This is a genomic window from Sphingobacterium sp. UBA3549, assembly GCF_002376635.1.
Classification (GTDB): domain Bacteria; phylum Bacteroidota; class Bacteroidia; order Sphingobacteriales; family Sphingobacteriaceae; genus Sphingobacterium.
In genome coordinates this window covers 148,020-174,348 of sequence record NZ_DFOE01000035.1, presented here as the reverse complement: position 1 = coordinate 174,348, position 26,329 = coordinate 148,020, and the positions used below count along the sequence as shown (strand labels likewise).

The window sequence follows — 26,329 nt, the reverse complement described above, 5'->3', positions numbered from 1 at the left end:
AAGGTAAAATCGTTCCACGTATTTCTTCCAAATATAAAATATTTTTGCTGGTATCAATCAAATACAATAGGATTGATACCAGTAAAATGTTACTTGAGTTCCAATTCCAACCGGTGTTTACCAGCCTTCAATGCAATAATATTACCATGGCTTACATTATTTGGAGGATAAAATGTCGCCTTCGCATTTGGAGGTATCTGAACATCATATACAATCTTATTACCACTTAATTTCCAATGAGATAAAATTTTACCATAGGGTGATTCGTAAGAAATGGATGATTCTTTCAATTCCTGAGGAAAAATAGGCTTCAACAGTATGTTTTTGAATCCAGGTTGTTCGGGATCAGGAAGAATCCCGCCGATAGATTTAAAAAACCAGCCACCAATTTCACCAAACATCATGTGGTTGTCCGAAATATCCCGAGTTGCTTTTAAATCCCAGTTCTCTAACAGTGTTGTCGCCCCATTGACAATCCACCATCCCCAAGACGGATAGGTATCTTGTACCGCAACTTTATACGCGGTAACCCCATACCCGTTATCTTTCAATGCATTCAAGAGGGCTTTTGCTCCCAATACCCCTACGTCCAAGTGAAAGTGAGCCTCTTCAACTTTCCTATTTAGATTGGCCGCAACCCTCGCTTTCATTTCGTCAGGGACAACTCCCCAATAGAGCGGTACACTCAATTCCGTCTGTGTTCCATTGTTATAAATTCCACTAGAAACATTCAAAAATCTCGCATTAATTGCCGCCTTGATTCTTTTGCTAAGTTGATCATATTTTTGATGGTCTGCCGTTTTTCCGAACAACTTTGCAGCTGCAGCCAAAATGGTCGCATCAGCATAGAAATAAACAGATGACGTCAGTTCCAAATTGGACTGAGCCTTAACTGGAACCCAATCTCCGCGTCCAAAAGTAGTAAGGCCTGAGGGGCTGATGCCGTCGACATAATCGACATAGCGTTTAATATTATCGTAGCATTCTTCCAATGCACGCGGATCACCATAAAACTGATAGATCTGCCAAGGGATAATGGCGATGGTGCTTGTCCAGTCAAGACCATTCGCAGTACCATACCCCCATCCACCCGTTGGAATAATATCTGGTAATACGCCATTCTCTTGTTGCTCATCACGATGATCGGCCAGCCATTTTTCATAAACTGTAATACCGTCAAAATTATACAGGGCAGTTTCAATCGCCAGGTGACCATCCCCTGTCCAACCATTTTTTTCGCGTTGCGGGCAGTCCGTAGGATACCCCATCAAATTCGACAAATAGGCATTGTTGGTCGCTTTCCATAGTTTGTTAATCAATTCCGAGGATGTTTTAAGCTGTCCGATAGGTTCAACATCGCTGTGCATAAAATAGGCAGTCACAGCAGAATTATCCAAAGCTATCGCTGCGCTGCTGCTAACCTCGACATAACGAAAGCCTTTATAACCAAATTTAGCCATAAACTCATCATCGCGACCACTTAAGGTTAGTATATCCGTCTGAAATGGCTCGCTTTCCTTATCGCCAAGATAGTAAACATCGATATTGGACTGATCGAGTCGGCCATCAGACTGTAACCGTTCACCATGCTTAATACGCAGAACAGTACCCCTCGGCCCCTTTACCTGAATCCTTGTAATCCCCGCCATATTCTGCCCCATATCGAAAACATACGTACGGTGGTCAATCTTTGTGACTGATTTTGGTCTGAATACTTTTCCCAGTCGAATCGGAACCATTTGTTGAGAAACGATATAGGTAGATGGAGCAGTTCTATATTGAACGGCCTGCCAGGCTGAATCTTCAAATTTTGGCATATCCCACCCGGGCATGTCAATTCGAGCATCGTAATGCTCACCCGTGTAAATATTGTTATAGATAATTGGACCGGAAGCTGTTTTCCACTGCTTATCTGAAACGACCGTTTCCTGTGTGCCGTCTGTATACTCGATTTTAAGCTCCAAACAGAATGTTGGCCGATTTCGCCATGGGGCTTGATGAAAGTTCCATACCGCCAGCGGTTGATGATTATACCATCCATTTCCCAAAACGACGCCAATCGCGTTCGCACCTCGTTGAAGTTGTCCGGTAACATCCTCTACCACATACAGTGTTCGACGATCAAATCGCGTATACATGGGATCAAGACGGTGGTCTCCAATGCGCACGCCATTAATAGAAAGTTCATATAATCCGGCAGCAGCAACATAAGCACGAGCCGATTTTATTCGCTTCTTGGCAGTGAATTCAGTCCTAAAATACGGAGCGTTGCGCGCATTGATATCTTTATTGTCACTGATCCATTTTCCTGTCCAAAGATCCTTCCCCATCATTCCAGTCTCGAAAGATGCTATTGCTGAAACGCTGGAAATGCCGTCTCGGTCCCATACTTTAACTCGCCAAAAGTATTTTGTCCGCGGTTTTAACTCGGTACCATTATATTGCACCAACATCGCCGAACTTAGCTGCTTTCCACTGTCCCAATGCGCTTTTGCCCCGTGTAACAATGCAAGAGAATCTTGCCCTAAAAGAATCTGATAAGCTTGTTGTAAAGCGTCCCTTCGCTGGTCTTCAAGGCGCCAGCTTAGTCTCGGACGGGATGCGTCAATGCCTAGCGGATTGACCAGATGTTCGCATGTCAACTGTACAGCAGTGCAGTTATTCTTAGATTGTGCATATGCAGTACATGCCATACACAATAGTATTGTCAATAAAATCCTACGCATTAAAGGGTATAATTGTCGGTAACTGTTAAATTGTTTTAGCTGATTAAAAAACGAATATATTAAATATTTCCCAAATCGCGACCTGCACTTTCCTGATCTATCTGTGAGGCATTTAAATTAAAATTCTTGCAACTTTCACAAAAATAATACTATCTTCGTTTTAACTTTAGGGGTGTCTGCTTGTGCAGGCTGAGATTTTACCCTTAGAACCTGATCCGGATCATACTGGCGTAGGGAAAAGTGAGCTGTCTAACAGGTGCATTGCTGTACCTTCGTGTAGCCATTCCTAAAGTTTAACCAAAAAAATTAAGGAATGGAACTTACAATAAACCATCAAATTCGATTTTTCGACCCCGCCCCTCTTTCACTTGAGGAACTATTGGTCTTGGAATTATCTGGCAAAACCCAAGGTGTTGCCGCTGCCATCAACAACCATGTTATACCCAAGGAAGATTGGGCTACAACAACACTCAATCCTCACGATCAAATCATCTTAATAACCGCATCGCAAGGCGGATAATGATTTCAAAAAAATCACCCTAATCATTCAATTCAATTCAGAAAAATGACAGCTGAAACAATTACGCAATCCCCTTTTCCCAATTCAAAGAAAATTTTTGTACCTGGAACGCTATTTCCTATTCAAGTTGCTATGCGACAAATTTCTTTAAGTCAAACCAAATTGAGCAATGGGCAAGTAGAAATTAATCCCCCTATCACAATCTACGATACCTCTGGTCCATATACCGATGAGGATTTTCAGATCGATATCCGAAAAGGTCTCCCGCGGCTTCGCGAACAATGGATATTGAATCGCCAGGACGTGACCCAGCTAGCCAACATCACATCCCAATACGGACAAAAAAGGCTCTGTGACCCAACGCTTGATGCGCTCCGATTTGCCTATAGTCATAAACCGAAGGTGGCCACTTCTGGCGGAAATGTCACCCAATTACATTATGCAAAGAAAGGCATCATTACCCCCGAAATGGAGTACGTAGCTATCCGGGAAAATCAACGTATCGAGCAGCTAGTAGCCACCACACCTGGAATGGATCATCAGCATACAGGTGAAAACTTTGGTGCCAGAACACCTAAAAAAAAGATTACTCCCGAGTTTGTCCGCGAAGAAATCGCTGCCGGAAGAGCGATCATTCCCAATAATATCAATCACCCTGAAAGTGAACCGATGATCATTGGCCGTAATTTCCTGGTTAAGATCAATGCCAACATTGGCAATAGTGCTGTTAGCTCGAGTATCGAAGAGGAAGTTGAGAAAGCGGTTTGGGCCTGCCGTTGGGGGGCCGACACCATCATGGATCTCTCCACAGGTAAAAATATTCATGAAACCCGCGAGTGGATCATCCGCAATTCACCCGTTCCAATCGGCACCGTACCAATCTATCAAGCATTAGAAAAAGTAAAAGGGGTAGCCGAAGACCTTACTTGGGAGATATTTAAAGACACCTTGATCGAACAGGCAGAACAAGGTGTTTCATACTTTACTATACATGCAGGTGTACTGCTTCGCTATATTCATCTTACAGCTTCAAGGGTAACTGGTATCGTCTCAAGAGGTGGTTCCATCATGGCTAAATGGTGTCTTTTTCACCACAAAGAAAACTTTCTTTATACCCATTTTGAGGAAATCTGCTCGATTATGAAACAATATGACGTCGCTTTTTCGCTTGGCGATGGTCTTCGCCCTGGAGCTATTGCGGACGCCAACGATGCGGCTCAATTTGCTGAACTCGAAACATTGGGTGAACTTGCGAAGATCGCCTGGAAACACGATGTTCAGGTAATGATAGAGGGCCCCGGTCACGTCCCAATGCAACTGATCAAAGAAAATATGGACAAACAACTGGAATGTTGTAATGAAGCTCCATTTTATACCTTAGGCCCGCTTACCACCGATATTGCTCCGGGGTATGACCATATTACTTCGGCCATTGGAGCCGCGATGATCGGTTGGTACGGTTGTGCCATGCTTTGTTATGTCACCCCAAAAGAACACCTCGGACTACCAAATAAAAAAGATGTTAAAGATGGTGTCATCACGTACAAACTAGCCGCGCATGCTGCCGATTTGGCCAAAGGACACCCTGGAGCACAGTATCGTGACAATGCTTTAAGTAAAGCAAGATTTGAATTCAGATGGGAAGATCAATTCAATCTGTCCCTAGATCCGGATACCGCACGGGAATATCATGACGAAACCTTGCCTGCAGATGCAGCTAAAGTAGCTCATTTCTGTTCCATGTGCGGCCCCAAATTTTGCTCCATGAAAATTACGCAAGAAATACGGGATAGTGCAGCGCAGGGTATGCTTGAAAAATCCCAAGAATTTATCGCACAGGGTAAAGAAATCTATTCATGATCATTGCACTAACGCCAGAAGAGACCATAGATACCGAAAAAGCGGTTCTCCATACACTTTTTGAAAAGGGACTCGATTTCCTGCACTTACGCAAATATCATTTTACAGACTTACAAATGGCAAGATATGTAGAATCAATAGATCCTGCATATCTTGAAAAGTTGGTCCTCCATTCCCACCCTCACCTGTCGGCTGAACTTGGGATCGCACGCATTCATATAAATGAATGGAGTAGACAGCATAGCCCCTCCAGTCAGATGAACGCTCCAATTATTTGCTCAACATCTGTACATGATATCCTGGCATTCAACAAACTGGATGAATGCTGGGCTTATGCTCTTCTCAGTCCAATATTTCCAAGTATTTCAAAAAAAGGATACGGACGAGATAATGCCCAACTGAATCAACTTCCAAAACGCGTTAATTTTACGGTTCGTCTGATAGCACTTGGCGGTATAAACCAAGCTAACTGCCTCCTGCCATTGCAGGAAGGGGCAGATGGAATTGCTTTGTATGGCGCTTTATGGCAGCATCCAGACCCAATTCAAAATTTCATTGCATGTCAACAAAAACTATGGAAAAACTCCAATACATATCACAAGGACAAACATTAGATGCACAAAAAGATAATATTTTAAAAGCTCTTGATGCTGGTGTCAAATGGATACAAGTTAGGTGGAAAGGAGCTCGCCAAGAGCATCTTTACACATTGGCAGAAAAGATCAAAAACGTGTGTTCGCTATACGGCGCCACCTGTATCATCAATGATCATCCTGCGCTTGCAGCGGCTGTAGACGCAGACGGCGTACATCTCGGACTGGAGGACGGCAGTATCGCTGCGGCAAGGAAGCTATTGGGGCCAGGAAAAATAATTGGCGGTACTGCCAATAGCTTTACAGATGTAAATCAAAGAATAACGGAAAATTGTGACTATATCGGGCTTGGACCATTCCGATTTACGACAACAAAACAAAAACTAAGTCCCGTATTGGGGCTTGACGGATATGAAAATATCATTAGGCAGGTCAGACGAGAAGGGTTATCCCCTATCCCGATATTCGCCATAGGCGGTATAGCCCACCTCGACGACATTCAACAGCTATTACAAACTGGAGTTTATGGAGTTGCAATTTCCGCTCGTATAAACTATAATCCAGCAATCGTTTCATCAATCAACAAAATTTTAATATGAGCAATTTAACCATAGCCGATCGCGTATTTGAATCAAGGTTATTTTTGGGTACGGGCAAGTTCGGCAGTCTCACAGAAATGAGCCATGCCATTGAATCTTCGGCTTCCCAGTTGGTTACCGTGGCCCTCAAACGCATCGATCAGAACACCGTAGACGACAATATCCTGAATGCCCTCCATCTGAAAAATATTCATTTGCTTCCCAATACCTCGGGAGCACGTACTGCTAAAGAAGCGGTACTCGCAGCCCAACTTGCACGAGAGGCTTTGGAAACAAACTGGGTAAAGTTGGAAATTCATCCCGATCCTCGCTATCTATTACCTGATCCCATTGAAACCTTACGTGCAACTGAATCGTTGGCCAAATTGGGGTTCGTCGTCATGCCTTATATCCATGCAGATCCAGTACTTTGTAAAAGGCTGGAAAATGCAGGCACAGCAGCAGTTATGCCTCTAGGTGCTCCTATTGGCAGTAATAAAGGACTTCGTACTATGGACTTTCTTGAAATTATCATTGAACAAAGTAATGTACCCGTCGTTATAGATGCTGGCATCGGAGCGCCTTCCGATGCCGCCAAAGCTATGGAAATCGGAGCAGACGCTGTTTTAGTGAATACGGCAATTGCCATTTCCAATAACCCCGTACGCATGGCCGCAGCATTCAAAGAAGCGGTTACAGCTGGCCGAAGAGCCTATGAGGCCGGCTTAGGAAAGGTCGGAGCACATGCCGTCGCTTCGAGCCCGTTAACTTCATTTTTGTTAGACTAATCATTGCCTTATGACCGATTTTAAAATGCTTTTCAATCAATACTCCTGGGATGAAATCCAAATGCAAATTTACAGCACTACAGATCGGGATGTACAGCATGTGCTAAATAAGGATCATTTGACCCTATATGATTTTGGCACACTTACCGCTCCGGCAGCGGCTCCATATCTGGAACAAATGGCTCAAAAGACACAACAACTCACACAGCGCCGATTCGGCAAAACTATTCAGCTGTATGCTCCCCTTTACCTCAGCAATGAGTGCCAAAATATTTGTACCTATTGTGGTTTCAGCATGGACAACAAAATCAGACGAAAGACGCTTAGCGATACCGAGTTGTTACTGGAAGCGATGGCACTTAAAGCTATGGGAGTCAACCATATCCTCCTCGTTAGCGGAGAAGCTAACAAAACTGTTGAAATCAATTATTTCCTACATGCTATTCAACTTCTAAAGTCCCATTTTTCCCAGATATCCATTGAGGTACAACCGTTGGAACAATCCGAGTACGAGTTATTGCAGGCCGCTGGCGTATATGCCATCTTGGTTTATCAGGAGACATACCACCGGGAAGTTTATAGGCAATATCATCCCAAAGGAAAAAAGTCAAATTTTGATTATCGTTTGGATACACCTGATCGTATAGGCCGGGCAGGCATCCATAAAATCGGATTGGGTGTATTACTGGGGCTCGAAGACTGGCGGGTGGACAGTTTCTTTACCGCCGCACACATTGCTTATTTACAAAAACATTATTGGCAGACTCGTTATTCAATTTCCTTTCCACGCCTGCGTCCAGCTGCTGGCTCTTTGGAACCAAATTTTCATTTGGCCGACCGCGATCTACTGCAGCTGATCTGTGCATATCGCCTGTGGAATGAAAATTTGGAAATCTCTATTTCCACAAGGGAAAACGAAACTTTTAGAGATCATATTATACCCATTGGAGTAACGACGATGAGCGCTGCATCAAAAACAAATCCCGGGGGCTATGTTGTCGATCCACAAGCTTTAGAACAATTTGAAGTAAGCGATGAAAGGGATATGGAAACCATAAAAAGTCAAATCCGAAAAATGGGATACTCGCCGGTGATGAAGGACTGGGAAACCAATTTCGCTGGCATAGTACGTTAAATAAATGAAAAAAGACAATATTTTTGAGCGCTATAGCCGGCAGATTTTTATCGATGAAATTGGCGTCTCAGGACAAAGAAAAATCATGGATGCCAAGGTATTGATTGTTGGCGCAGGGGGACTCGGAAGTCCCGTCCTTCAATATTTAGCCGCTGCAGGTATAGGTAAACTTGGCCTGGCTGATTTTGACCATGTTGAAATCCACAATCTAAATAGACAGATCATACACTCCGAAAACAACATTCACAAAACTAAAACCGAAAGTGCCCAAGACTATATTCGACAGCATAATAGTACAATTGATTTTCATACGGTTCAGGTGAAGATAGAACCGAACAACGCGGCTGCAATTCTTGCTCCCTATCAAATAGTAGTAGATTGCTCGGATAACTTCTCGACACGTTACTTACTGAATCAAATTTGCTTGAAACTCGATAAACCCTTGGTATATGGGAGCATCCACGGCTTTGAAGGACAGCTGGCAGTTTTTAACTTTGAAGGCAGTAAACACCTTCTGGACATCTTTCCCACTCCCCCAAACCCCGATCAGGTTCCAAATTGCGATAAAAATGGAGTACTAGGCCCCCTGCCAGGGATCATAGGTAGCATGATGGCTATGCAGGTACTTAAGATCATAACCGGTTTACCTGTAGACAGCAACCAGTTAACCATTATCGATACCTTAAATTGGCGGTTTTCTAAACTCTCATTCTAAATGTCGTCTCAAATGGTATCCCATAAATGGTTTAGAAGGATTCACGAGCGCGCAAAATTTATTTAAAACCACAGTGCACAAACAAATTTTGCTAATTTTAGTTTATATATTAGCAAGCTTAAATGTCAACTATACAATCCGGAATGAAAAAAGTAATTTATCCATTACTATCACTAATACCTTTATTCTCCATGGCGCAAGAGACAAAACTCACTGCCGATGATCTCTTTGCTAAAGCGCGAAAGGTTGCTTTTGAATCAAAAGATTATCCACAAGCGATTCAATTGTCCAAGCAGGCGCTACTTCAAGCACCGGACTACACGGATATCAACATTTTTTTAGCGCGCATTTATACCTGGTCAGATAAGATAGATTCGGCAAGGGCCATCTTTACGGAACTGGATAGAAAAAATACCACTGATGAAGATTTCTTTTTGGCGTACGCTTCGCTTGAGTATTGGAACGACCAGGCTGAAAGAGCAATTGCAATCACCGATAAAGGGCTACGCATACATCCGCAGTCTCAGGATTTACTATTGCTAAAAGGCAAAATAAGCTATGGCAACGATCAATACGAAACTGCCGAAAAGGCAATTCATAGTTTGTTGGAAATTAATCCAAAAAATACGGAGGCCAGAGCATTGGCAAAAAATATTGAAGAGTATACCGCTAAAAATGCAATCGGTCTGACGTACAATTTTGTCTATTTTGACAAACAGTTTGATCACAATTGGCACATTGTTGGATTAAGTTATAAACGGGCAACAGCAATAGGATCTGTAATTTTCAGAACTAACTATGCGAATAAATTTGCAGAAAATGGCGTCCAATTTGAGATGGAGGCTTACCCACGGCTTTCAAAGATATTTTACCTTTATGTCGGAGCAGGCTATTCCAATAATGTGGGGATTTTTGCGAAATATAGAACTGGTGTGTCTCTCTATGCCAATCTTCCGAACAGCTTTGAGGGGGAAATCGGATATCGTCAGCTCTATTTTAGTGACAACATCTGGATGTACACAGCTTCAGTCGGAAAATATTACCAAAACTTGTGGTTCAATCTAAGGACTTACCTTACTCCAGGCGAAAAGAATATTTCCCAATCGTATACCGGAACAGTCCGCTATTATACAAAAGGAGCAAACGATTACTTCGGATTTAGCGCCGGAACGGGTTTGAGCCCTGAGGAAAACCGAAATAATCTATTGGACAACGCTTCCTATAAATTAAAAACATTTAAAGTAGGTGCTGAATATAATTTCTCTGTTAAGCAAAGTAATCTGTTTTCAATTTCGGGCACCTATTATAACCAAGAATTCCGTCCCAAAGAAAAAGGAAATCAACTAGACATCATCCTAGGCTATATTCGAAAATTCTAGCGGTTTCCTGTCCGTTTGAAATAGTTGGTATAGACGCTATCCGGAATGAGCCGCTTCTCTGTATAGAATAGCTTATTTTTGCGCTTAAATAATTCAAAGCGCCTTGTAACCTCCTCTTTCGCATTATCCGAGGCCACGTCTTCATTGAACACACCATCCAACTGATACAGTTGTCCATCAGAAAGATGATAATTACCCCTTACAAAATCAATCAACTGATTTTTGCTCTGCATCATACCGATGCCATCACCTTGTGCAGATGCCCCTTTGTCAAGGCCCGCACCTATCCAAGTAACTTGACCGGGAGTTTTAACTCCAAAGTTTTCTCGATAGTAGGCCAATATAGATGGCGCGACATCAAAATGGCTAACAAAATGATGAAAAGTCTTTGGCCCTTTTAAAAGTGGTGAATAAATCAACAAAGGAACATGATAACGATCGATTTTGCTTTGTAACGGTATCTCAGGCATTGCGTGGTCTCCAGTTATGACAAAAATCGTATTTGCAAAATCTGCTCTCTTTTTGTAAGATTCAAAAAATTGTTCCATCGCATCATCCAAATTCAACACTGAGACCAGCTGCGTACGGTTTTCTAAAGCCCACTTTTTCTGCTCGGCCGTAAGGTTCAATGTCACCATACGTTGATCAAATAATTGCTCATAATGGGCCGCATTATTAATCAAAAATGGATTATGTGTAGAGAGCGTCAAAAGCACATGGAAATAAGGTTTTTGCTGCACTTTCTGTACTTCAAGAAGCTTACTAAATACAGCTTGGTCTTCATATCCCCAACTTTCTCCCCCCTTTTCAGGCAATTTCTTATATGGAGGACCAAATGCTTCCTGATCGATGAGCATATCAATTTTATTATAATCCATGAACTTCTTCATGAAGTCAAAATTTGAATGACCGCCATAGAAAAAACCAGTATTAAATCCGTTGCTCTTTAGAATATTAAATAGATTGAAATTGTCTGGTAAGGTATCTTGCTCTAAAAAACCGTGCATAGCAAAAGGTAGTGAGCCTGTTATCGTAGGCAGAACAGAAAATGTCCGTCCTGAAGAACTCATGTTATTGTCCCAATACAGCGATTGCTGCTTCAGTTTACCGATAAATGGCGTGAAGTTACCGATATAGCCATTCTCAGCGCTATAGGCATGCCCTAGCCCCTCAATGACGAGAATAACTAAATTGGGCACTTTCGTCGTTTTCTGAAGGTGTGTTCCTAGAAAATCTTTGGTATCTTCTTTTTTCAAAAAAGGAAATTTAGTATCCAACACCTTTGTATCCTCCTCTTTATGGAACATTGCGAGCATACCCGGGGGTTCATCCACATAATTTGATAAATTGGAATTGAAGAAATAACGCCATTTACTCCGGCTTGCATTGGCTACGAATTCATCGTTATCGGACCTACCCCCTAAAAGCGAAGCCGAACTAATGAAAAACGATATGATCCCCAAAGATAAGAGTGCAATACTAACATAGTTTTTTTTGAATGTCTTTTTATTGGCAATCCAAAGCGGAACCCAAGAAATTGCGATCAATAATAAAAGTAAAGCAATATTGGTAAAACTCAACATACCGCTAGCCTCCAAAATTTGCTTCATCTCTTCCGAACTGTAATAGAACATATCAGCCCCAAGCAAATTTCTCGATTCGCCAAAATACAGAAATAAGATGAACTGCATAACAACAATAAGCGAGAACGAAATGATCAAAAGAAGCCTCGCCCAAAATCTGCTTAAGAATTGTAGCAATAAATAGCCTATTCCCAAACACGCTAAGGCTTGAAAGATAAACAGGATGTTATCCAAAAATAGGTATTTGCCTGCGTGGACCTCCGAAAGCTGAGAAAATCGACGACCGTACCACCACCATTCTACACCAACGGATAACATATACAAGGCAAAGACAACCAACATCACAGGTCCTAAGCTTTTTAACGACAGATTTAATCGATGACCGAGGTATTTCCAAACCGACTCATTGGCATCTTTTTGTTGAAAGCCTTGTCGTGTCATTTCTCCCCAGCCATGCTGCTTGCGAAAGTAATCAACAACCCCCTGGACTCCAGCTTTAACGACAATAGGGTGAAAGTAAAATGGTTCTAGAATAGCGGTAGTTATTAACGTCGAAAGGTCCCGCTTCTTTGAATAGACCTGGTGGCTAACAAGATCAATCAGGATGGCATAGATGGAATACAAAATTCCCGAAGCAATTACCAGTGCAAAAAGTGCGAAGAAAAATGGCCAGTTGATGATTCCGAGTATAAAAAAGATTAGAAAAACAATGTAACCCGTAAATTCGACAATAGGCCCCAAAAATTCAAAGAAAAACCAATAAGGCATGCTAACCATACCGAACCGACCATACTTCGGATTGAACATGAGTTTGCGATGCTTCCATAAGGTTTCCATCGTGCCGCGCATCCAACGATTGCGCTGCTTACGTAGTACCTCTTTAGATTCTGGCACCTCCGTCCAGCATAAGGGATCAGGAATATTAACGACCTCGTAAGCCTGCTTTTGCTCTTCCATATAGCGACGCATACGAACAACAAGCTCCATATCCTCCCCAACCGTATTTCGGTCATAGCCTCCGCAAGCCAACACAATCTCCCGGTTAAAAGCGCCAAATGCACCTGAAATAAGAATTAATCCCGAAGCTCTAGACCAAGCCATTCGCCCCAAAATGAAAGCGCGGATATATTCTAAAGCTTGGGTACGCCCCAACCAAGACTTTGGCAAATTAACATCCACAACGGACCCATTCACGACGTTACAATTGTTGGCTAAACGGATAACGCCGCCGCAAGCGATAACGCGTTTGTCAGTTTGTTCTAAAAATGGCTTCGCTAGTTTTAAAATGGCATCTTGTTCTAAAATACAATCCACATCAATACAAACGATATAATCTCCGGAAGAAATATTCACCCCAACGTTAAGCGCGTCCGCCTTGCCCCCATTCTCTTTATCTACAACAATCAGCTTCTTAAACGCCGGATTCTTACTCTTATAGATTCCCCGTATCTCCTTGGTCTCAATGTTTCCCTGAACAAAGAATGACGTCGGTTCAAGTTCATAAGACGTGATCAATTTCGATATCGAATCATCCTTACTTCCATCATTTACGATTATAATTTCTAAATTATGGTAATACAACGACAATAAGGACCGCACATTCTCGACGATGGTCATACCCTCGTTATAGGCCGGTGCAATCAGACTGAATGTAGGTGCATTGGGGTTGGTGGCAATAATACCATAGTCCGTAAACGTGTTATCATGTTTGTAACGAAACACAGCTCCATAAGCATATAATCCTATCCAAGCATAGATAAGAAATACCGCCCCCGAATAAAGCAAAAATAACCAAACTATAATTTCATATACGATATGGGAAAACTCTAACATTTTTTCTCTTGCAAAGCGTGTTTAATAATTTGTCTAAGCTCGTCGTAAGTATCTCCACCTTGGGAGATCTCCCGCAGATAGTGTTCCTCTCCAAGAACGACAAGTACTTCTGCGGCAGAAATCTTAATTGATACTGGGCTATGATTCCACAGCAGTTCTTTAAGAAAATGCTCACTTTCTTTACTTTTGATCATCTTCATCGCCTTCAGCATCTCATTCTGCACTGCGAGTGGCTGCAGATCAAAACCTTGTATAAATTGCTGAATAGTCTCACTGCTCTCAATTGCTTGCAAAGTTCTTACCGCCTGTACACGAACATTTATCGAAGGATGTTCCAATAGGCTAAAGACCAATGTATAAAGGGTCATCAATCTAAATTTTCGAATTAGACGTAAAGTAAAGATAACAACCGAATCATTTTTACTATGGATCCAATCCTTTACCTGTAAATCAGCCTGTTCTGGTATATCATGAATTGAATACAATAAGCGGAGCTGTTGCCAGTCTGATAACGGCTTGTTGAAATGATCCAAAAAGCCAAGGCCTTCGTATCCCTTAAAACTAACAAGCGCATATTGGGCCTCCTGATAAACGGCAGTTCGGGGATCGTTCAACTTCTCCATGATTTCAGGTATTGCAGCTTCGACATTCATGGCTGCAAGTTCCTGAACACCGCCGGCTACCAAATAGCCGCTGCGATGCCTGAGTTTTCGCCAGGCTTCATCCTCGAGTTCAAAATCACGAAACAGCCTATTAATTGATTGTTTAGCAGCACCAGAAAATTTTCGATCCGAATCAACCAATACATCTAAAAAAAGAGCCCGAAACGAAGGCTCCCTTAAATGCTCCGCAAATCCCTTATCGCTATCACTACGGTCATCATTCCCTACGATTGTCTCCATAATCTTAAACTCGATGATTTCTTTCCAAGAGTGCTTATTATGAAGTATTCGATAACTATAGAAGCTGTATCCTAATACGGTAATAATCAACAACAGTACTAAGATCAACACGATAACAATCGCAAGAATAAGTTCATGTAGTGCGATATGATGATGCATATTGTTTATTTATTTTTTATGCGTTTTATTCTAAGAATAAGCTCGTTTGGACTAAATGGCTTAACCATAAAATCTGATGCACCTAAGTCGAAGGCATCGACCACAACCTCCTCCTGGCCCATACTCGATAATACAATGACTGGAATCGCCTTTCCAACGCGCTTTATCGCCGAAAGAATTTCAATACCAGAAGCAAAAGGCATCATAATGTCCGTCACAACTAAATCCAAATCCAGTTCATTAATTTTCTCTATCGCTTCACGGCCATTTCTGGTCAACACTACTTCGTGCCCTTCTTTTACCAATTTGTGCTCAACAGTACGTAGTACCAATTCGTCGTCTTCAGCTATTAAAATCAACATAGCGTTATTTATTTAAAATTTTTGTAATGAGTTCCAAACCTATATCCATTTCTTGTTCAATTGCTATAAAAGCAGTCGCAAGATCAGTTTCAATAGTGAAACTTGTTTCCAATTCTTTTGTCATCTCGGCCAATTTGACTAGCCCTGCTGTTGAAGCAGTGCCCCGCAATTTATGCAGCAGCTCCTTGACATGGACAATATCACTGGCATGGATTGCCACCTGAAGCTGCTTTCTAGCCCCTGTTATCTCCCGTACGACCAAATCCAGAAAAAACGCTAGAAATGCAGGATCATCACCGGCCTGTTCATCCAAGCGACGCATGTCTAAATGTTGATCGTCGTGCGCTAATTCGGACCCTTCGTCAACAATCGGATTACCAGATATAGCTTTATCTAACGCTGTGTACAAATCTTGTTGTCGAATAGGCTTAGCTAAAAAATCGGACATTCCCGCAGCTAGACAACGTTCTTTTTCACCCGAAATATTACCGGCTGTAACACCAATTATAGGTGTGTCGGCATAACCTTCAATCTGGCGAATCTGTTTGGTAGCTTCGATACCATCGATCTCAGGCATCTGAACATCCATTAAAATAAAATCAAATGTTTTTTTCATACAGGCCTCAATGGCTTGAGCCCCGTCAGACACTTCAGTCAGTCGTGCACTCGGCATGATACTGGCCATAATGCGCAAATTGAGCGCCATATTGACTGCATTATCGTCTGCCAATAGCACCTGAATTTCCTTATCATAAAAATCTGACGACACAGGTAAATTTTCATTAGCTTTTGCTTGGACGGCTTCCTGCCTATTTTGCTGGATCGCTCGGCGAAGTGTTGAATACAACTCTTCTGATTTAATAGGTTTAAGCAAGCAGAAAGAATGCTCTTCCTGTCGAAATGCCGAAATGACCTCATGCTCTTCCGATGAGGTATGCAAGACGATCAATGGAATACCTTCCTCTTGCTTCAGAAAGAGCTCTTTGATCTTACCGATCGTTTCAAGGCCTGATAATATCGGCATATGATAATCCATTAAAATAACATCAAACCTTTCACCTTTCATCAATAACTGTAAAGCTTCCATACCATTAGCCGCAAGTACAGATTCGACGTTCTTATACGATAGCATATGTTGAAGAATGATCCGATTATTGGCGTTATCGTCAACAACAAGAACCCGATTTAATGGCAGTGCTGTATCTATAACTTCCTGTTCTTCAAATGGAACCTCAATATCAAAGAAAAATGTGGATCCGACGCCCATTTTACTCACCAAATTCAGTTTGCTTCCCATATATTTCAACAGGTTATTAGAGATCGTCAAACCAAGTCCGGTACCACCATAACGTTTACTTACGGAACTATCTTCTTGGGTGAAAGCATCGAATATACGTTGCTGCTTCTCGGGCGGAATTCCAATACCGGTATCCCTAACTTCAAACCGTAGCGCTAATTTATCCTCGCTATTATAGCGCTTACTAATCTTAAATTCGATCTCGCCTTTTTCTGTGAACTTCACCGCATTACCCAACAGATTCACCAATACTTGCTTGATACGTGATTCATCAATCCAAACAAAAGCGGGTAGCCCCTGCTCAATATTCAGAAGCAGTTCGACATCCTTTCGTTGGGCTTGATAGAGAACAACATTAATAACCTGATTAGCTACATCATATAGATTATATTTATCAACAAATAATTCAAGTTTTCCGGATTCAATTTTTGAAAAATCCAAAATGTCATTGATAATATTGAGCAAGCTATTCCCCGATTCATTGATATAGCCAAGATATTGCAATTGCGTATCATTTAATGGCGTTTTCAACAATAAGTCTGAAAATCCGATCACGCCATTTAAAGGTGTTCGAATTTCGTGGCTCATATTGGCTAGGAATTCGGACTTTGCCTTACTCGCTAGCACGGCTAGCTCTTTTGCTAATTTCAATTCATCATTTATTTTTACTGACTCCGTAATGTTCTGCGTAAAAATAATGATCCCACCTATACTTCCATCAGCCAGATGCCATGGCCTAACTTCCCAATTGAAATGCTGCGCTTCGGCAAATCCACCGGCCTGAATAATCTCATCCCTATTCTTATAAGATACGCCAGCTAAAGCATCGCGGTATATTTTCTTTCTATTTTCCGGAATGTTGGGAAAAAGATCAAAAAAGTTACTGTTAGGCGGCAAATTCGCCCCATCATGAAAATCTTCCAACCATTGATTACTGACAGAAATGTAGTTAAAATCTCGGTCAAACATGGCGACAGAAGCCGGAACGTAATCTACAAAGGCCCGTAACATCGACTCTTTGCGTTCTAACTCCAGAAATAGCGATTTACTATGATCAATATCCTGAATAATTCCATACACACGTTTGCATACATCATTTTCAAATTCGGGAATACCCTTTACGCGTACCCAAATAGACTCGCCATTTTGCTTTAATAGACGTAATTCCGTATCATACGGTGTCCTAGATGCAATTGCCTCTTCGAATACCCGTCGCAAAGTAACCTGACTCTCCTGTTCATAAAATCCGATAGCATGCTCAAAATCCGGCGTAAAATCAAGAGGTACACCATGGATAAGCTTTGTAGAATCGGACCAATAGACCTTATTGTCAATCAGATCTACCTCCCATCCACCAACTTGAGCGACAGCATTTGTCTGTTCTAAGATCTGCTTGGTATGCAAAAGATCATTTTCAAGCCGTAGCCGATCTGTCATATTCAGCGCGGTGCTGAAAACGTAAGACTTTCCATTCTCATCAGTTTCTAACATGTTATGATAAAGCCATGAGATATCTTCACCATCTTTTGTTTGCAAAACCATCATTCCTGAATCCTCTCTGTTGCTCGCAATACGTTGAAGATATTCCGCAACTAGACCAACATGATGAGCCGGGACCAAGTTTGTTAGATTAAGCCCTTTGACCTCCTCTTTGGAATAACATAATATCTCTCTTCCTCTTTCATTGACTGATAAAATATTACCCTCCATATCGTGCATGCTCATCAGGCCAATGGCATTTTCAAAAAAGCTACGGAATCTACGCTCCGAATTTTCCAATTTCAGTTTCTCTTCACGTTCAGCTGTTACATTTCTGCCGAAAGCCAAAATATCACGGTTTACTGCATCAAATTTAAAATGCCATTCAATCTCCACCATTTGGCCGTTGTCTGTTCGAGTTGTACTGCTGCTTTGGATACCGTATTTTGCTTCCTCTACCCGGTTCAAGTCGGATACTAATTTTTCTTTAGTGTCACCCAGTAAAGTGAAAATAGATTTGCCTAAGCTGTTCGAACGGGACAATCCCAAAACTTTACTAAATGCAGGATTAACTTCTTTGACATGGCGCATATCATCCAAAACACAAATAATATTGTTGGTGAGATGAAAAATCTCAGCGAAATAACCGGCCTGTATTTTTCGATGCTTGCCCAATAAGATCTTGGTCACCGCCTTACCGAGTTCAGCTAAAGAATTCACTTGTTTTTCAGAAAGCTTTTTTGGCTGAAAATCAATCACGCAGATTGTTCCAAGCGCATCTCCATCATCATCCAAAAGTGGAACCCCGGCATAAAAACGAATATTTCCTTCGCGAATCAAGGGATTGGATGAGGAGCGAACATCGTCAAAAGTGTCTTCAATAATGACCACTTCTTTACTCATGATTGTGTATTGACAAAGGGTATTGTTCCTGTCCACAGTCTCCAACGCTATCCCAACGCAACTCTGAATACGTTGCGTTTCCTGTTCCATCATGCCAATTAGAGCGGCAGGACAATCTGTAATCAAACAGGCCGCCTGCGCAAAAACATCTAATTCAGGGTCTTTCCCAAGTCCCATTAACTCATAAGACTTTAGTTTTTCTATCCTTCTTAACTCATTTTCAGGAAAAACATTATTTACCATTTATTTCCAGTATTTAGATCAGGTTTATTATCACCGTGAAGTTAACAAAAACATTACTGAACACCGCCTAATTAATAAGGAAATTGATCAAATAATGTTTTATTAAGAACAAACTATGCGATGAATAGTTGCCTTATCTCAAAAATTCATCGTCTATATTCCTAATAAATAAGTTATTTTCCAATTAAATTTAGAGAGATACCGTTACTGATACACAATTGATTTTATTAATCTAGTTCAATAAAACTTTCTTCGAATTGGTGTAACTTTATCTCAGTTAAGAAAACATAACGCATTGTAAAAAATATAACTCGTTGAAAAATATAACACGTTGATATGGAAAATAAAATATTAGGATTGCATCACATTACTGCGATAGCCGATAATGCAAAACGAAATCTCGATTTTTATACGCAAGTACTGGGTGTCCGTCTTATAAAAAAGACCGTAAACTTTGATGATCCCGGCACCTACCACTTTTACTACGGCAATGAAATGGGAGAACCTGGGACTATCCTTACTTTTTTCCCTTGGGAAGGTATCGGAAAAGGAGCCCCAGGTGCAGGAATGGCTACCCACATAGGGTACTCGGTACCGAAAGGTAGTCTAGATTTTTGGAAAAATCGCTTAACACAATATCGCATCCAGTGGATAGAAGATGAGATTTTTGGAGAGAAATTAATATCATTTCGTGATCCCGACGGCTTACAGCTTCAGTTTATTGAAACAACTGATCCAAGACTTCCTTGGACAACCACCGATATCCAAGCAGAAAATGCCTTAAAAGGCTTCCATAATGTAACACTCTCTTTAAGAAAGGCAGAACCAACCGTAAAAATACTGACCGATATTTTAGGCTATACGCTTAGCCAACAGATTGACAATCGTTATCGATTGACGACGGACAGTATAGCCACAGCCAACATGGTCGACATCATTGCAGATGAAAATCTGAACTACGGCAAAAATGCAGCCGGTACAAACCATCATATTGCATTTCGCGTGAAAAACGATAACGTCTTGATGGAGTACCGCGAAAAAATACTTTCGGCAGGATTAGATATCACGCCTAAAATAAATAGAGACTATTTTTTCTCGTTATACTTTCGTGAACCAGGAGGCGTACTTTTTGAAATCGCGACCGATAACCCCGGTTTTACAGTGGATGAACAGCTATCGAGTTTAGGTTCTGCCCTCAAATTACCAAAACAGTATGAAAGCCACCGATTACAAATTGAAAAAGCATTACCGAAAATAGACTAGATCAATAAATCACATTAATTTCACCTGCAAAAAAAAAAGAGCTATGGAAAGAACTGAAATTATCCTGGACAAAAGTCAACGCGGCGAACTCCAGTTATTCTCTGATAATCATAAAGCCGGCTTAATGAGCATTGCGATCATCGACGGCAACCTTGTTGTTTACCACACCGAGGTAGATGATGTATATGAAGGCAGAGGATTTGCAAAAATACTTCTCGAAAAGCTCGTATCTTATGCCCGCGAAAATAACATGAAAATTGTTCCATTATGTCCTTATGTAAATGCACAATTTCATCGCCATCCCGAGCGCTATCAAGATATTTGGTTTAGAAGAACAACATAATTATCAAAAAAGAAAAAGCAACATGAGTCATCCACTAAACATCAAGAGAGCCGGTCACAATTTGGAACAGGCAAAAAAAGCCATCATCATGATCCATGGCCGGGGCGGAAGTGCCGAAGATATACTTAGCCTGTCATCGTACCTTCAGGTCGATAATTTTGCACTGCTGGCACCTCAAGCCGAAAACCACAGTTGGTATCCCTTTTCCTTTATAGCTCCTGTTCAACAGAACGAACCGTGGTTGAGTTCAGCACTGGACTTAATCGACCATACCGTTCAACTCGCTTTAGCGCAGGGAATCCCTGCCAAAGACATTTATTTTTTCGGGTTCTCTCAAGGAGCCTGCTTAACGCTCGAATACCTTGCACGGCATGCGCAGCATTACGGAGGGGCAGTCGCAATTATCGGCGGCGTAATAGGTGAAGAAATTAACCACCAAAATTACAGCGGAGATTTTGCACAGACTCCAATTCTCCTCGGCACTAGCGATCCCGATTTCCACGTTCCATTAGAACGGGTCAAAACAACAGCATCCATTTTACAAAAAATGAATGCAAACGTACAGCTCGCTATATATTCAAACGGAGGTCATACCATCAATCGCGAGGAGATCGATCTTGCAAATGAATTTGTGCTCAAAGATGTACAGCAATAACCCATTGGTTGTTGATTATTTATTTTAATCAACAACCCGTCGCAATGCATTATACCTTTGGATATTTATATCCGTTATGATAAACCGATGCTAAGTACTCATTCGCCTTTTGATCCGTAAAATTCTGTTGTTCTTTATTCCAATAGAGCTTTTGACCTGTCCTGAATGCTATATTTCCTAGCTGAGAAAAGATGGCGATATGGGCGCCAACTTCGATTGGTGCATGAAGTAATAGCGGATTACGTTGACGAATGGCGGCCACAAAATTTTCCATGTGCTTATCTAGTCCATCGTCTAAAGAAGGTTGCATAGCGACCGCTTCCATCCGCCCCTTTTCTGGAATCACCTCCCATCCAGACCGGTTTAAAACCAGCGTACCATTGTTACCAATAAATGCGACACCGTGGTTACGGTTATATGGACCAAGATCAATTCCTTTGGCATGCTCCCATTGAATATTAAAACCCTCAAACTCGTACACGGCCGTCATTGTATCCGGCGTTTGTCCAGCGTCATCCGGAAAAGCAAATTTGCCTCCTGAGGCCATAATAGACTTTGGATCGGAAACGTTCATGCCGAGTAAAGCATAGTCCAGCATATGGACCCCCCAATCGGTCATCAAGCCACCCGCATAGTCCCAAAACCATCGAAAATTAAAATGAAATCGATTCAGATTAAATGGCCTTTTTTGCGCGGGTCCAAGCCATTCCGTATAATGAACACCTGCCGGAACGGGTTCGTCAGGTACAACGGGAATGGCACTTTTCCACCCTTGATAGGACCAGGCCTTTACTAATCTTATTTTGCCCAATTTACCAGAATGAACAAAATCAATAGCATCTTGAAAATGTTGCTGACTCCTTTGCCATTGGCCAACCTGAACAATAGCCTTATTCTTTTTCGCAGCCTGAACCATTAATTGACATTCAAGAATAGAGTTTCCAATGGGCTTCTCTACATATACATGCTTTCCTGCATTGACAGCGTCTACCATTTGAAGGCAATGCCAATGGTCTGGCGTTGCAATGATCACGGCATCTACGAGTGAGCTATCGAGCATCTTTTTATAATCCAAAAAAGTTTCGACGTGTATGCTCCTTTTTCGCAGCTCTTCCGCTCTTTTTTTAAGAATATTATCATCTACGTCACAAAGAGCTGTACACATAATACCGTCATTCTTTAATAATGAATTCAAATCTGACCAGCCCATGCCATTTACACCAATCAGCCCAACTCGAATAGACTGATCTAATAAACTGGAACCCTGGACATTTAAGAAAAATGATGATGCAGCCAAAACAGTGGACGATTTGATAAAATCTTTTCTATTCATTAGATATTGGTTTAAAAATTGTTATTTAAGCATCGCCGAGGTTATCGATATGAATACATACGCCTCGATGAATACCTTATTGAGAAATGCTCCCTTTTTTATCAAAAGCAAATTGCTTCGATGAAATTACAAAAATGAATTTAGGTGCCTGCAATACGCATTGTAAAATATATATAGACAAACCCAGCGAAAGTCTCCATTTACGATGAAAATTAGCCAACTGAACAGCACATTTTGTAATTCATCAAAAAAAATGAGCGATTAATGGTTTTTTATACCTAACTTGCCGCACTTAATTAAAAATAATGAATACAGGTAAAATTAAATTTTTCAATGAAACTAAAGGTTTTGGTTTTATTACACCAGAGGATGGTAGTGCAGATGTTTTCGTACACGTTTCTGCGCTTAAAAATCAAGTATCTGAAGGCGACGTTGTTACTTATGATGTAGAAAGAACTCCAAAGGGGATCAGCGCTACAAATGTAAAATTGGCGTAATCCAAAAAATACACTTTCTTGTTAAATGGGGTAATTCACAATGACTTATCCCATTTCTTTTTCCTATTCTTCCTTTAAACTTTCATTAATCCTATCCTTTTTATTTGTAGACTTTTGGCATTCAAATAAAAAGCATAAAATGATTTGAAAAGGTTTTATTTAAGACAAATTCGAACATACTACGCATGGAATTTAAACAACTCAGTTTAATCGATCCGCTTTTAAAAGCAATAACAGAAACAGGCTATACACATCCCACAGCAATTCAACAAAAGGCGATTCCAATTGTACTGAAAGGAAACGATCTGATTGGGTGTGCACAAACGGGCACAGGGAAAACTGCCGCTTTTGCACTCCCCCTTTTACAACGCCTTGAAGAAACCAAGACATCAGGTAAATTCGTTCCAATTAGGGCACTGATTCTTACGCCAACACGTGAACTGGCTATTCAAATCGGAGATAATATCAATTTATACCGAAAATATCTAAAATTAAACTATTGCACTATTTTCGGCGGAGTAAGCCAAGAAAAACAGGTCAAAGAAATAAAAAAGGGCGTTGATATCCTGGTGGCTACCCCGGGGCGCTTACTGGATCTAATAAACCAAAAGATCGTTTTTCTAGATAAGATCGAAATGCTCATATTGGACGAAGCCGACAACATGCTGGACATGGGCTTTATACATGATATAAAAAAGATCCTAGCTAAGATTCCGTCAAAGAGACAAACACTATTTTTCTCGGCAACAATGCCTCCCAACATCCGTAAGTTTGCCCATGGAATATTGAATAAACCTTTGGAAGTTGACGTTACTCCGGTAAGCTCAACAGCCGAAAAAGTAAATCAATCGGTATTTTTCGTTGAAAAGAAGGAGAAAATCAAATTGCTAACAGTCCTATTAAAAAAACTTAAACAGGAACGTACGATCGTATTCTCCAGAACAAAACACGGAGCCGACAAAATTGTTAAGCTACTTGCGAAAAATGGTTTGAGAGCAGCAGCCATTCACGGAAATAAATCTCAAAATGCCAGACAAAAGGCACTGGGTGAATTTAAAGACAATCATCTAAAAATATTAATTGCCACCGATATTGCTGCAAGAGGAATCGATATCGAACAACTTCCCCTCGTTATCAATTATGATCTCCCGAACGTACCTGAAACCTATGTTCATCGCATCGGAAGAACAGGAAGGGCCGGACTCGAAGGAAAAGCAATCTCTTTCTGTGATGTGGAAGAAAGACCTTATCTGGCTGATATTGAAAAACTGATCGGATTAAAGATCAAAATAGAAAAAACAAGTAAATAAGCATTCATAGCCTTAAACAAAAAGCCCTTAGATCAAATGGATTAAGGGCTTTTTGTTTAACACTACTTTTTTTAGGGTCTACGATCAGCCATCAACAACGTTAATGATGGAGCATATTCTCATATTTATTACAAAAATTAATAGTTTCATTACAATTTAATCATTTTAGACCATTAATTTAACATTATTATGCGTATATTAATACTATCGTAATTAGCCGATCAAATGATTGTCTATACTATTTTGGTTAAACACGCCTGATTTTTTATCGGGCCTAATATGGAACACTATGGAAAAGCTCATTTTCGAAACTAATGCTCAACATCCCAGTCTTGTAGACAAAATCAAAGACGCTATTGAAAAATTGAATGGCATCCACGAATGGAAAATAGACTTGGATTCTATTTATAATCTATTAACCATAGAAGGTATCCGACTCAACCCTACGGAAATCGAATCAGAACTAGCCCTTCACGGAGTCGAGGCAAACCGCTTATATGAAGAGTAGAATCAATCTATGTTGTAACGAATAGAACAATCCTCTTGGAAGCTATGAATGATCAACAATAAAATAAATGAATGGAGCTTCTTCCAGATAAGTACAATAATCTGATCTGGAAGAAGAATTAAGTTCTTCTGATTATCATGGCAGATGCGCCACCGCCACCATTACAGATTGCCGCAAGCCCCAATGAGCCTCCCTCTTGTCTTAAAATACTATTTAATGTAACCACGATTCTTGCTCCCGAACAACCTAATGGATGGCCTAAAGAGACAGCTCCTCCATACACGTTGACTTTGTCCATTGGCAAACCCAAAATTTGTGCATTTACCAACGCCACAACAGAAAAAGCTTCATTAAATTCAAAGTAATCAATATCTTGGAGTGTCAATCCAGCTTTTTTCAGCACTTTCTCGGTAGCAACGCTTGGAGTCGTTGTAAACCATTCTGGAGCCTGTTCCGCATCAGCACAAGCGACAATTTCTGCAATTGGATGAAGTCCAAGTTCTTCCATTTTTTCGCCAGACACCAAAAGGACAGCCGCCGCTCCGTCACTGATGGTCGATGCATTTGCTGCAGTTACCGTCCCCTCCTTTTTGAAGGCTGGTTTAAGTTCGGGTATTTTGTCAAAATTGACCTGGGAAAATTCTTCGTCCTCCGAAACTACCGTGTCCCCTTTACGACCTTGTATTGTTACAGATTGAACCTCCTTTAAAAACTTATCTTTCTGCCAAGCATCGAGACTGCGTTTATAAGAGCGAATGGCATAACTATCCTGCTCTTCACGACTTATGTGATATTTTTCGGCACATAGCTCGGCGAAGCACCCCATAGCTTCATTTGAATAGGCGTCACTCAAGCCGTCACGCTGTAAACCATCATTTAGACGCTGCGTACCAAACTTAGCACCCCAACGCATGGAATTAGCATAATAAGGCACTCTACTCATACTCTCCATCCCGCCCGCAATTATAATATCGGCGTCGCCTAAAAAAATTGCCTGCGCAGCAACGGCTATTGCTTTCATACCGCTCGCACATACCTTATTAATGGTTGTTGCAACCGTATGATCCGAAAGACCAGCAAACTTCGCCACCTGCCTCGCCGGCGCTTGCCCCAAGTCTGCTTGCAAAACTGAACCCATTATGATTTCCTCAACCAAATCGCTAGCAACACCGGCTTCTTTAACAACAGAACGAACAGCCTGAGCTGCAAGCTCTGGCGCCGATAGGGTCGATAATGCACCACCAAAACTTCCAATTGGCGTACGTTTCGCAGCAACGATAAATACTCTTTTTGACATCTTATAAAAGTTTATAATTGTTTTGCTAAAATCAGATGGCTTTCCTGATGATAACCCGGCCACCTTCC

Annotated in this window: 21 protein-coding genes and 1 riboswitch; of the genes, 14 read left to right on the top strand and 7 right to left on the bottom strand. The window is 41.2% G+C overall.

Translation table 11 applies throughout. From position 1 onward, the window contains the following. Positions 1 to 89: 89 nt before the first annotated feature. The gene (locus B2W36_RS18290) at positions 90 to 2,693 is read right to left on the bottom strand and encodes an alpha-L-rhamnosidase (protein ID WP_293889104.1); all 2,604 of its coding nucleotides are present in this window, start codon (positions 2,691 to 2,693) and stop codon (positions 90 to 92) included. A gap of 191 nt (positions 2,694 to 2,884) precedes the next feature. Beyond that, positions 2,885 to 2,980: riboswitch (TPP riboswitch) on the top strand. 59 nt (positions 2,981 to 3,039) lie between these two features. On the opposite strand from B2W36_RS18290, the gene thiS reads away from it, so the two are divergent. The 8 genes from thiS (at position 3,040) to B2W36_RS18250 (ending at position 10,294) form a co-directional block, all read left to right on the top strand. Further along, positions 3,040 to 3,246 (top strand): sulfur carrier protein ThiS, encoded by a 207-nt coding sequence (thiS, locus tag B2W36_RS18285; RefSeq protein ID WP_293879141.1) that lies wholly within the window; start codon positions 3,040 to 3,042, stop codon positions 3,244 to 3,246. A 45-nt stretch (positions 3,247 to 3,291) separates the two neighbouring features. After that, positions 3,292 to 5,106: a phosphomethylpyrimidine synthase ThiC gene (gene thiC / locus B2W36_RS18280; RefSeq protein ID WP_293889103.1), complete on the top strand. Its 1,815-nt coding sequence runs from the start codon at positions 3,292 to 3,294 to the stop codon at positions 5,104 to 5,106. After that, on the top strand, positions 5,103 to 5,720 hold the full coding sequence (locus B2W36_RS18275) for a thiamine phosphate synthase (protein ID WP_293879145.1): 618 nt from the start codon (positions 5,103 to 5,105) through the stop codon (positions 5,718 to 5,720). The genes thiC and B2W36_RS18275 overlap by 4 nt, the downstream gene beginning before the upstream one ends. Next, the gene (thiE, locus tag B2W36_RS18270) at positions 5,666 to 6,298 is read left to right on the top strand and encodes a thiamine phosphate synthase (protein WP_293889102.1); all 633 of its coding nucleotides are present in this window, start codon (positions 5,666 to 5,668) and stop codon (positions 6,296 to 6,298) included. The genes B2W36_RS18275 and thiE overlap by 55 nt, the downstream gene beginning before the upstream one ends. Next, positions 6,295 to 7,065, top strand: coding sequence for a thiazole synthase (locus B2W36_RS18265; RefSeq protein ID WP_293879149.1), 771 nt, complete (start codon positions 6,295 to 6,297; stop codon positions 7,063 to 7,065). Before thiE ends, B2W36_RS18265 begins: the two co-directional genes overlap by 4 nt. 10 nt (positions 7,066 to 7,075) lie before the next feature. After that, on the top strand, positions 7,076 to 8,200 hold the full coding sequence (gene thiH, locus B2W36_RS18260; RefSeq protein WP_293889101.1) for a 2-iminoacetate synthase ThiH: 1,125 nt from the start codon (positions 7,076 to 7,078) through the stop codon (positions 8,198 to 8,200). Between the two features lie 4 nt (positions 8,201 to 8,204). After that, positions 8,205 to 8,915 carry a HesA/MoeB/ThiF family protein gene (locus tag B2W36_RS18255; RefSeq protein ID WP_293879153.1) on the top strand — a complete coding sequence of 237 codons (711 nt, stop codon included), beginning with the start codon at positions 8,205 to 8,207 and terminating at the stop codon, positions 8,913 to 8,915. 143 nt (positions 8,916 to 9,058) lie between these two features. Next, a complete protein-coding gene (locus B2W36_RS18250; RefSeq protein ID WP_293889100.1) occupies positions 9,059 to 10,294 on the top strand; it encodes a YaiO family outer membrane beta-barrel protein in 1,236 nt (411 codons plus the stop codon). Here the strand turns inward: B2W36_RS18250 and B2W36_RS18245 are convergent. From B2W36_RS18245 to B2W36_RS18230, 4 genes are read right to left on the bottom strand one after another with little or no spacing between them, the layout of a single operon-like run. Further along, positions 10,291 to 13,710, bottom strand: coding sequence for a sulfatase-like hydrolase/transferase (locus B2W36_RS18245; RefSeq protein WP_293889099.1), 3,420 nt, complete (start codon positions 13,708 to 13,710; stop codon positions 10,291 to 10,293). The two genes, B2W36_RS18250 and B2W36_RS18245, sit on opposite strands and share 4 nt — an antisense overlap. Further along, positions 13,704 to 14,771, bottom strand: a complete 1,068-nt coding sequence (locus B2W36_RS18240; RefSeq protein ID WP_293889098.1) for a HEAT repeat domain-containing protein — start codon at positions 14,769 to 14,771, stop codon at positions 13,704 to 13,706. Before B2W36_RS18240 ends, B2W36_RS18245 begins: the two co-directional genes overlap by 7 nt. Positions 14,772 to 14,776: 5 nt before the next feature. Beyond that, a complete protein-coding gene (locus B2W36_RS18235) occupies positions 14,777 to 15,133 on the bottom strand; it encodes a response regulator transcription factor (protein ID WP_293889097.1) in 357 nt (118 codons plus the stop codon). A 4-nt stretch (positions 15,134 to 15,137) separates the two neighbouring features. Continuing rightward, complete coding sequence (locus B2W36_RS18230) at positions 15,138 to 19,055, bottom strand: response regulator (RefSeq protein ID WP_293889096.1); 3,918 nt, start codon at positions 19,053 to 19,055, stop codon at positions 15,138 to 15,140. A 336-nt stretch (positions 19,056 to 19,391) separates the two neighbouring features. On the opposite strand from B2W36_RS18230, the gene B2W36_RS18225 reads away from it, so the two are divergent. Genes B2W36_RS18225 through B2W36_RS18215 form a run of 3 tightly spaced genes read left to right on the top strand, consistent with a single transcriptional unit; the run spans position 19,392 to position 21,316 of the window. Next, positions 19,392 to 20,318, top strand: a complete 927-nt coding sequence (locus tag B2W36_RS18225; protein WP_293889095.1) for a ring-cleaving dioxygenase — start codon at positions 19,392 to 19,394, stop codon at positions 20,316 to 20,318. Between the two features lie 43 nt (positions 20,319 to 20,361). Beyond that, entirely contained in the window at positions 20,362 to 20,661 is a 300-nt protein-coding gene (locus B2W36_RS18220) for a GNAT family N-acetyltransferase (protein ID WP_293889093.1), read from the top strand. Positions 20,662 to 20,683: 22 nt separating this feature from the next. Continuing rightward, positions 20,684 to 21,316 carry an alpha/beta hydrolase gene (locus B2W36_RS18215; protein ID WP_293889091.1) on the top strand — a complete coding sequence of 211 codons (633 nt, stop codon included), beginning with the start codon at positions 20,684 to 20,686 and terminating at the stop codon, positions 21,314 to 21,316. 49 nt (positions 21,317 to 21,365) lie between these two features. Here the strand turns inward: B2W36_RS18215 and B2W36_RS18210 are convergent, their stop codons facing one another. Further along, on the bottom strand, positions 21,366 to 22,649 hold the full coding sequence (locus tag B2W36_RS18210; RefSeq protein ID WP_293889089.1) for a Gfo/Idh/MocA family protein: 1,284 nt from the start codon (positions 22,647 to 22,649) through the stop codon (positions 21,366 to 21,368). Positions 22,650 to 22,954: 305 nt separating this feature from the next. Here B2W36_RS18210 and B2W36_RS18205 point away from each other — a divergent pair, with 305 nt between their 5' ends. The 3 genes from B2W36_RS18205 to B2W36_RS18195 all read left to right on the top strand — a co-directional run bounded on the left by B2W36_RS18205 (position 22,955) and on the right by B2W36_RS18195 (position 24,964). Continuing rightward, the gene (locus B2W36_RS18205) at positions 22,955 to 23,146 is read left to right on the top strand and encodes a cold-shock protein (protein WP_046672944.1); all 192 of its coding nucleotides are present in this window, start codon (positions 22,955 to 22,957) and stop codon (positions 23,144 to 23,146) included. A gap of 185 nt (positions 23,147 to 23,331) precedes the next feature. Next, positions 23,332 to 24,456: a DEAD/DEAH box helicase gene (locus tag B2W36_RS18200; RefSeq protein WP_293879186.1), complete on the top strand. Its 1,125-nt coding sequence runs from the start codon at positions 23,332 to 23,334 to the stop codon at positions 24,454 to 24,456. A gap of 289 nt (positions 24,457 to 24,745) precedes the next feature. Continuing rightward, positions 24,746 to 24,964, top strand: a complete 219-nt coding sequence (locus B2W36_RS18195) for a hypothetical protein (RefSeq protein ID WP_209574336.1) — start codon at positions 24,746 to 24,748, stop codon at positions 24,962 to 24,964. A 118-nt stretch (positions 24,965 to 25,082) separates the two neighbouring features. Here the strand turns inward: B2W36_RS18195 and B2W36_RS18190 are convergent, their stop codons facing one another. After that, on the bottom strand, positions 25,083 to 26,261 hold the full coding sequence (locus B2W36_RS18190) for a thiolase family protein (protein WP_293889087.1): 1,179 nt from the start codon (positions 26,259 to 26,261) through the stop codon (positions 25,083 to 25,085). Positions 26,262 to 26,329 lie beyond the last annotated feature (68 nt).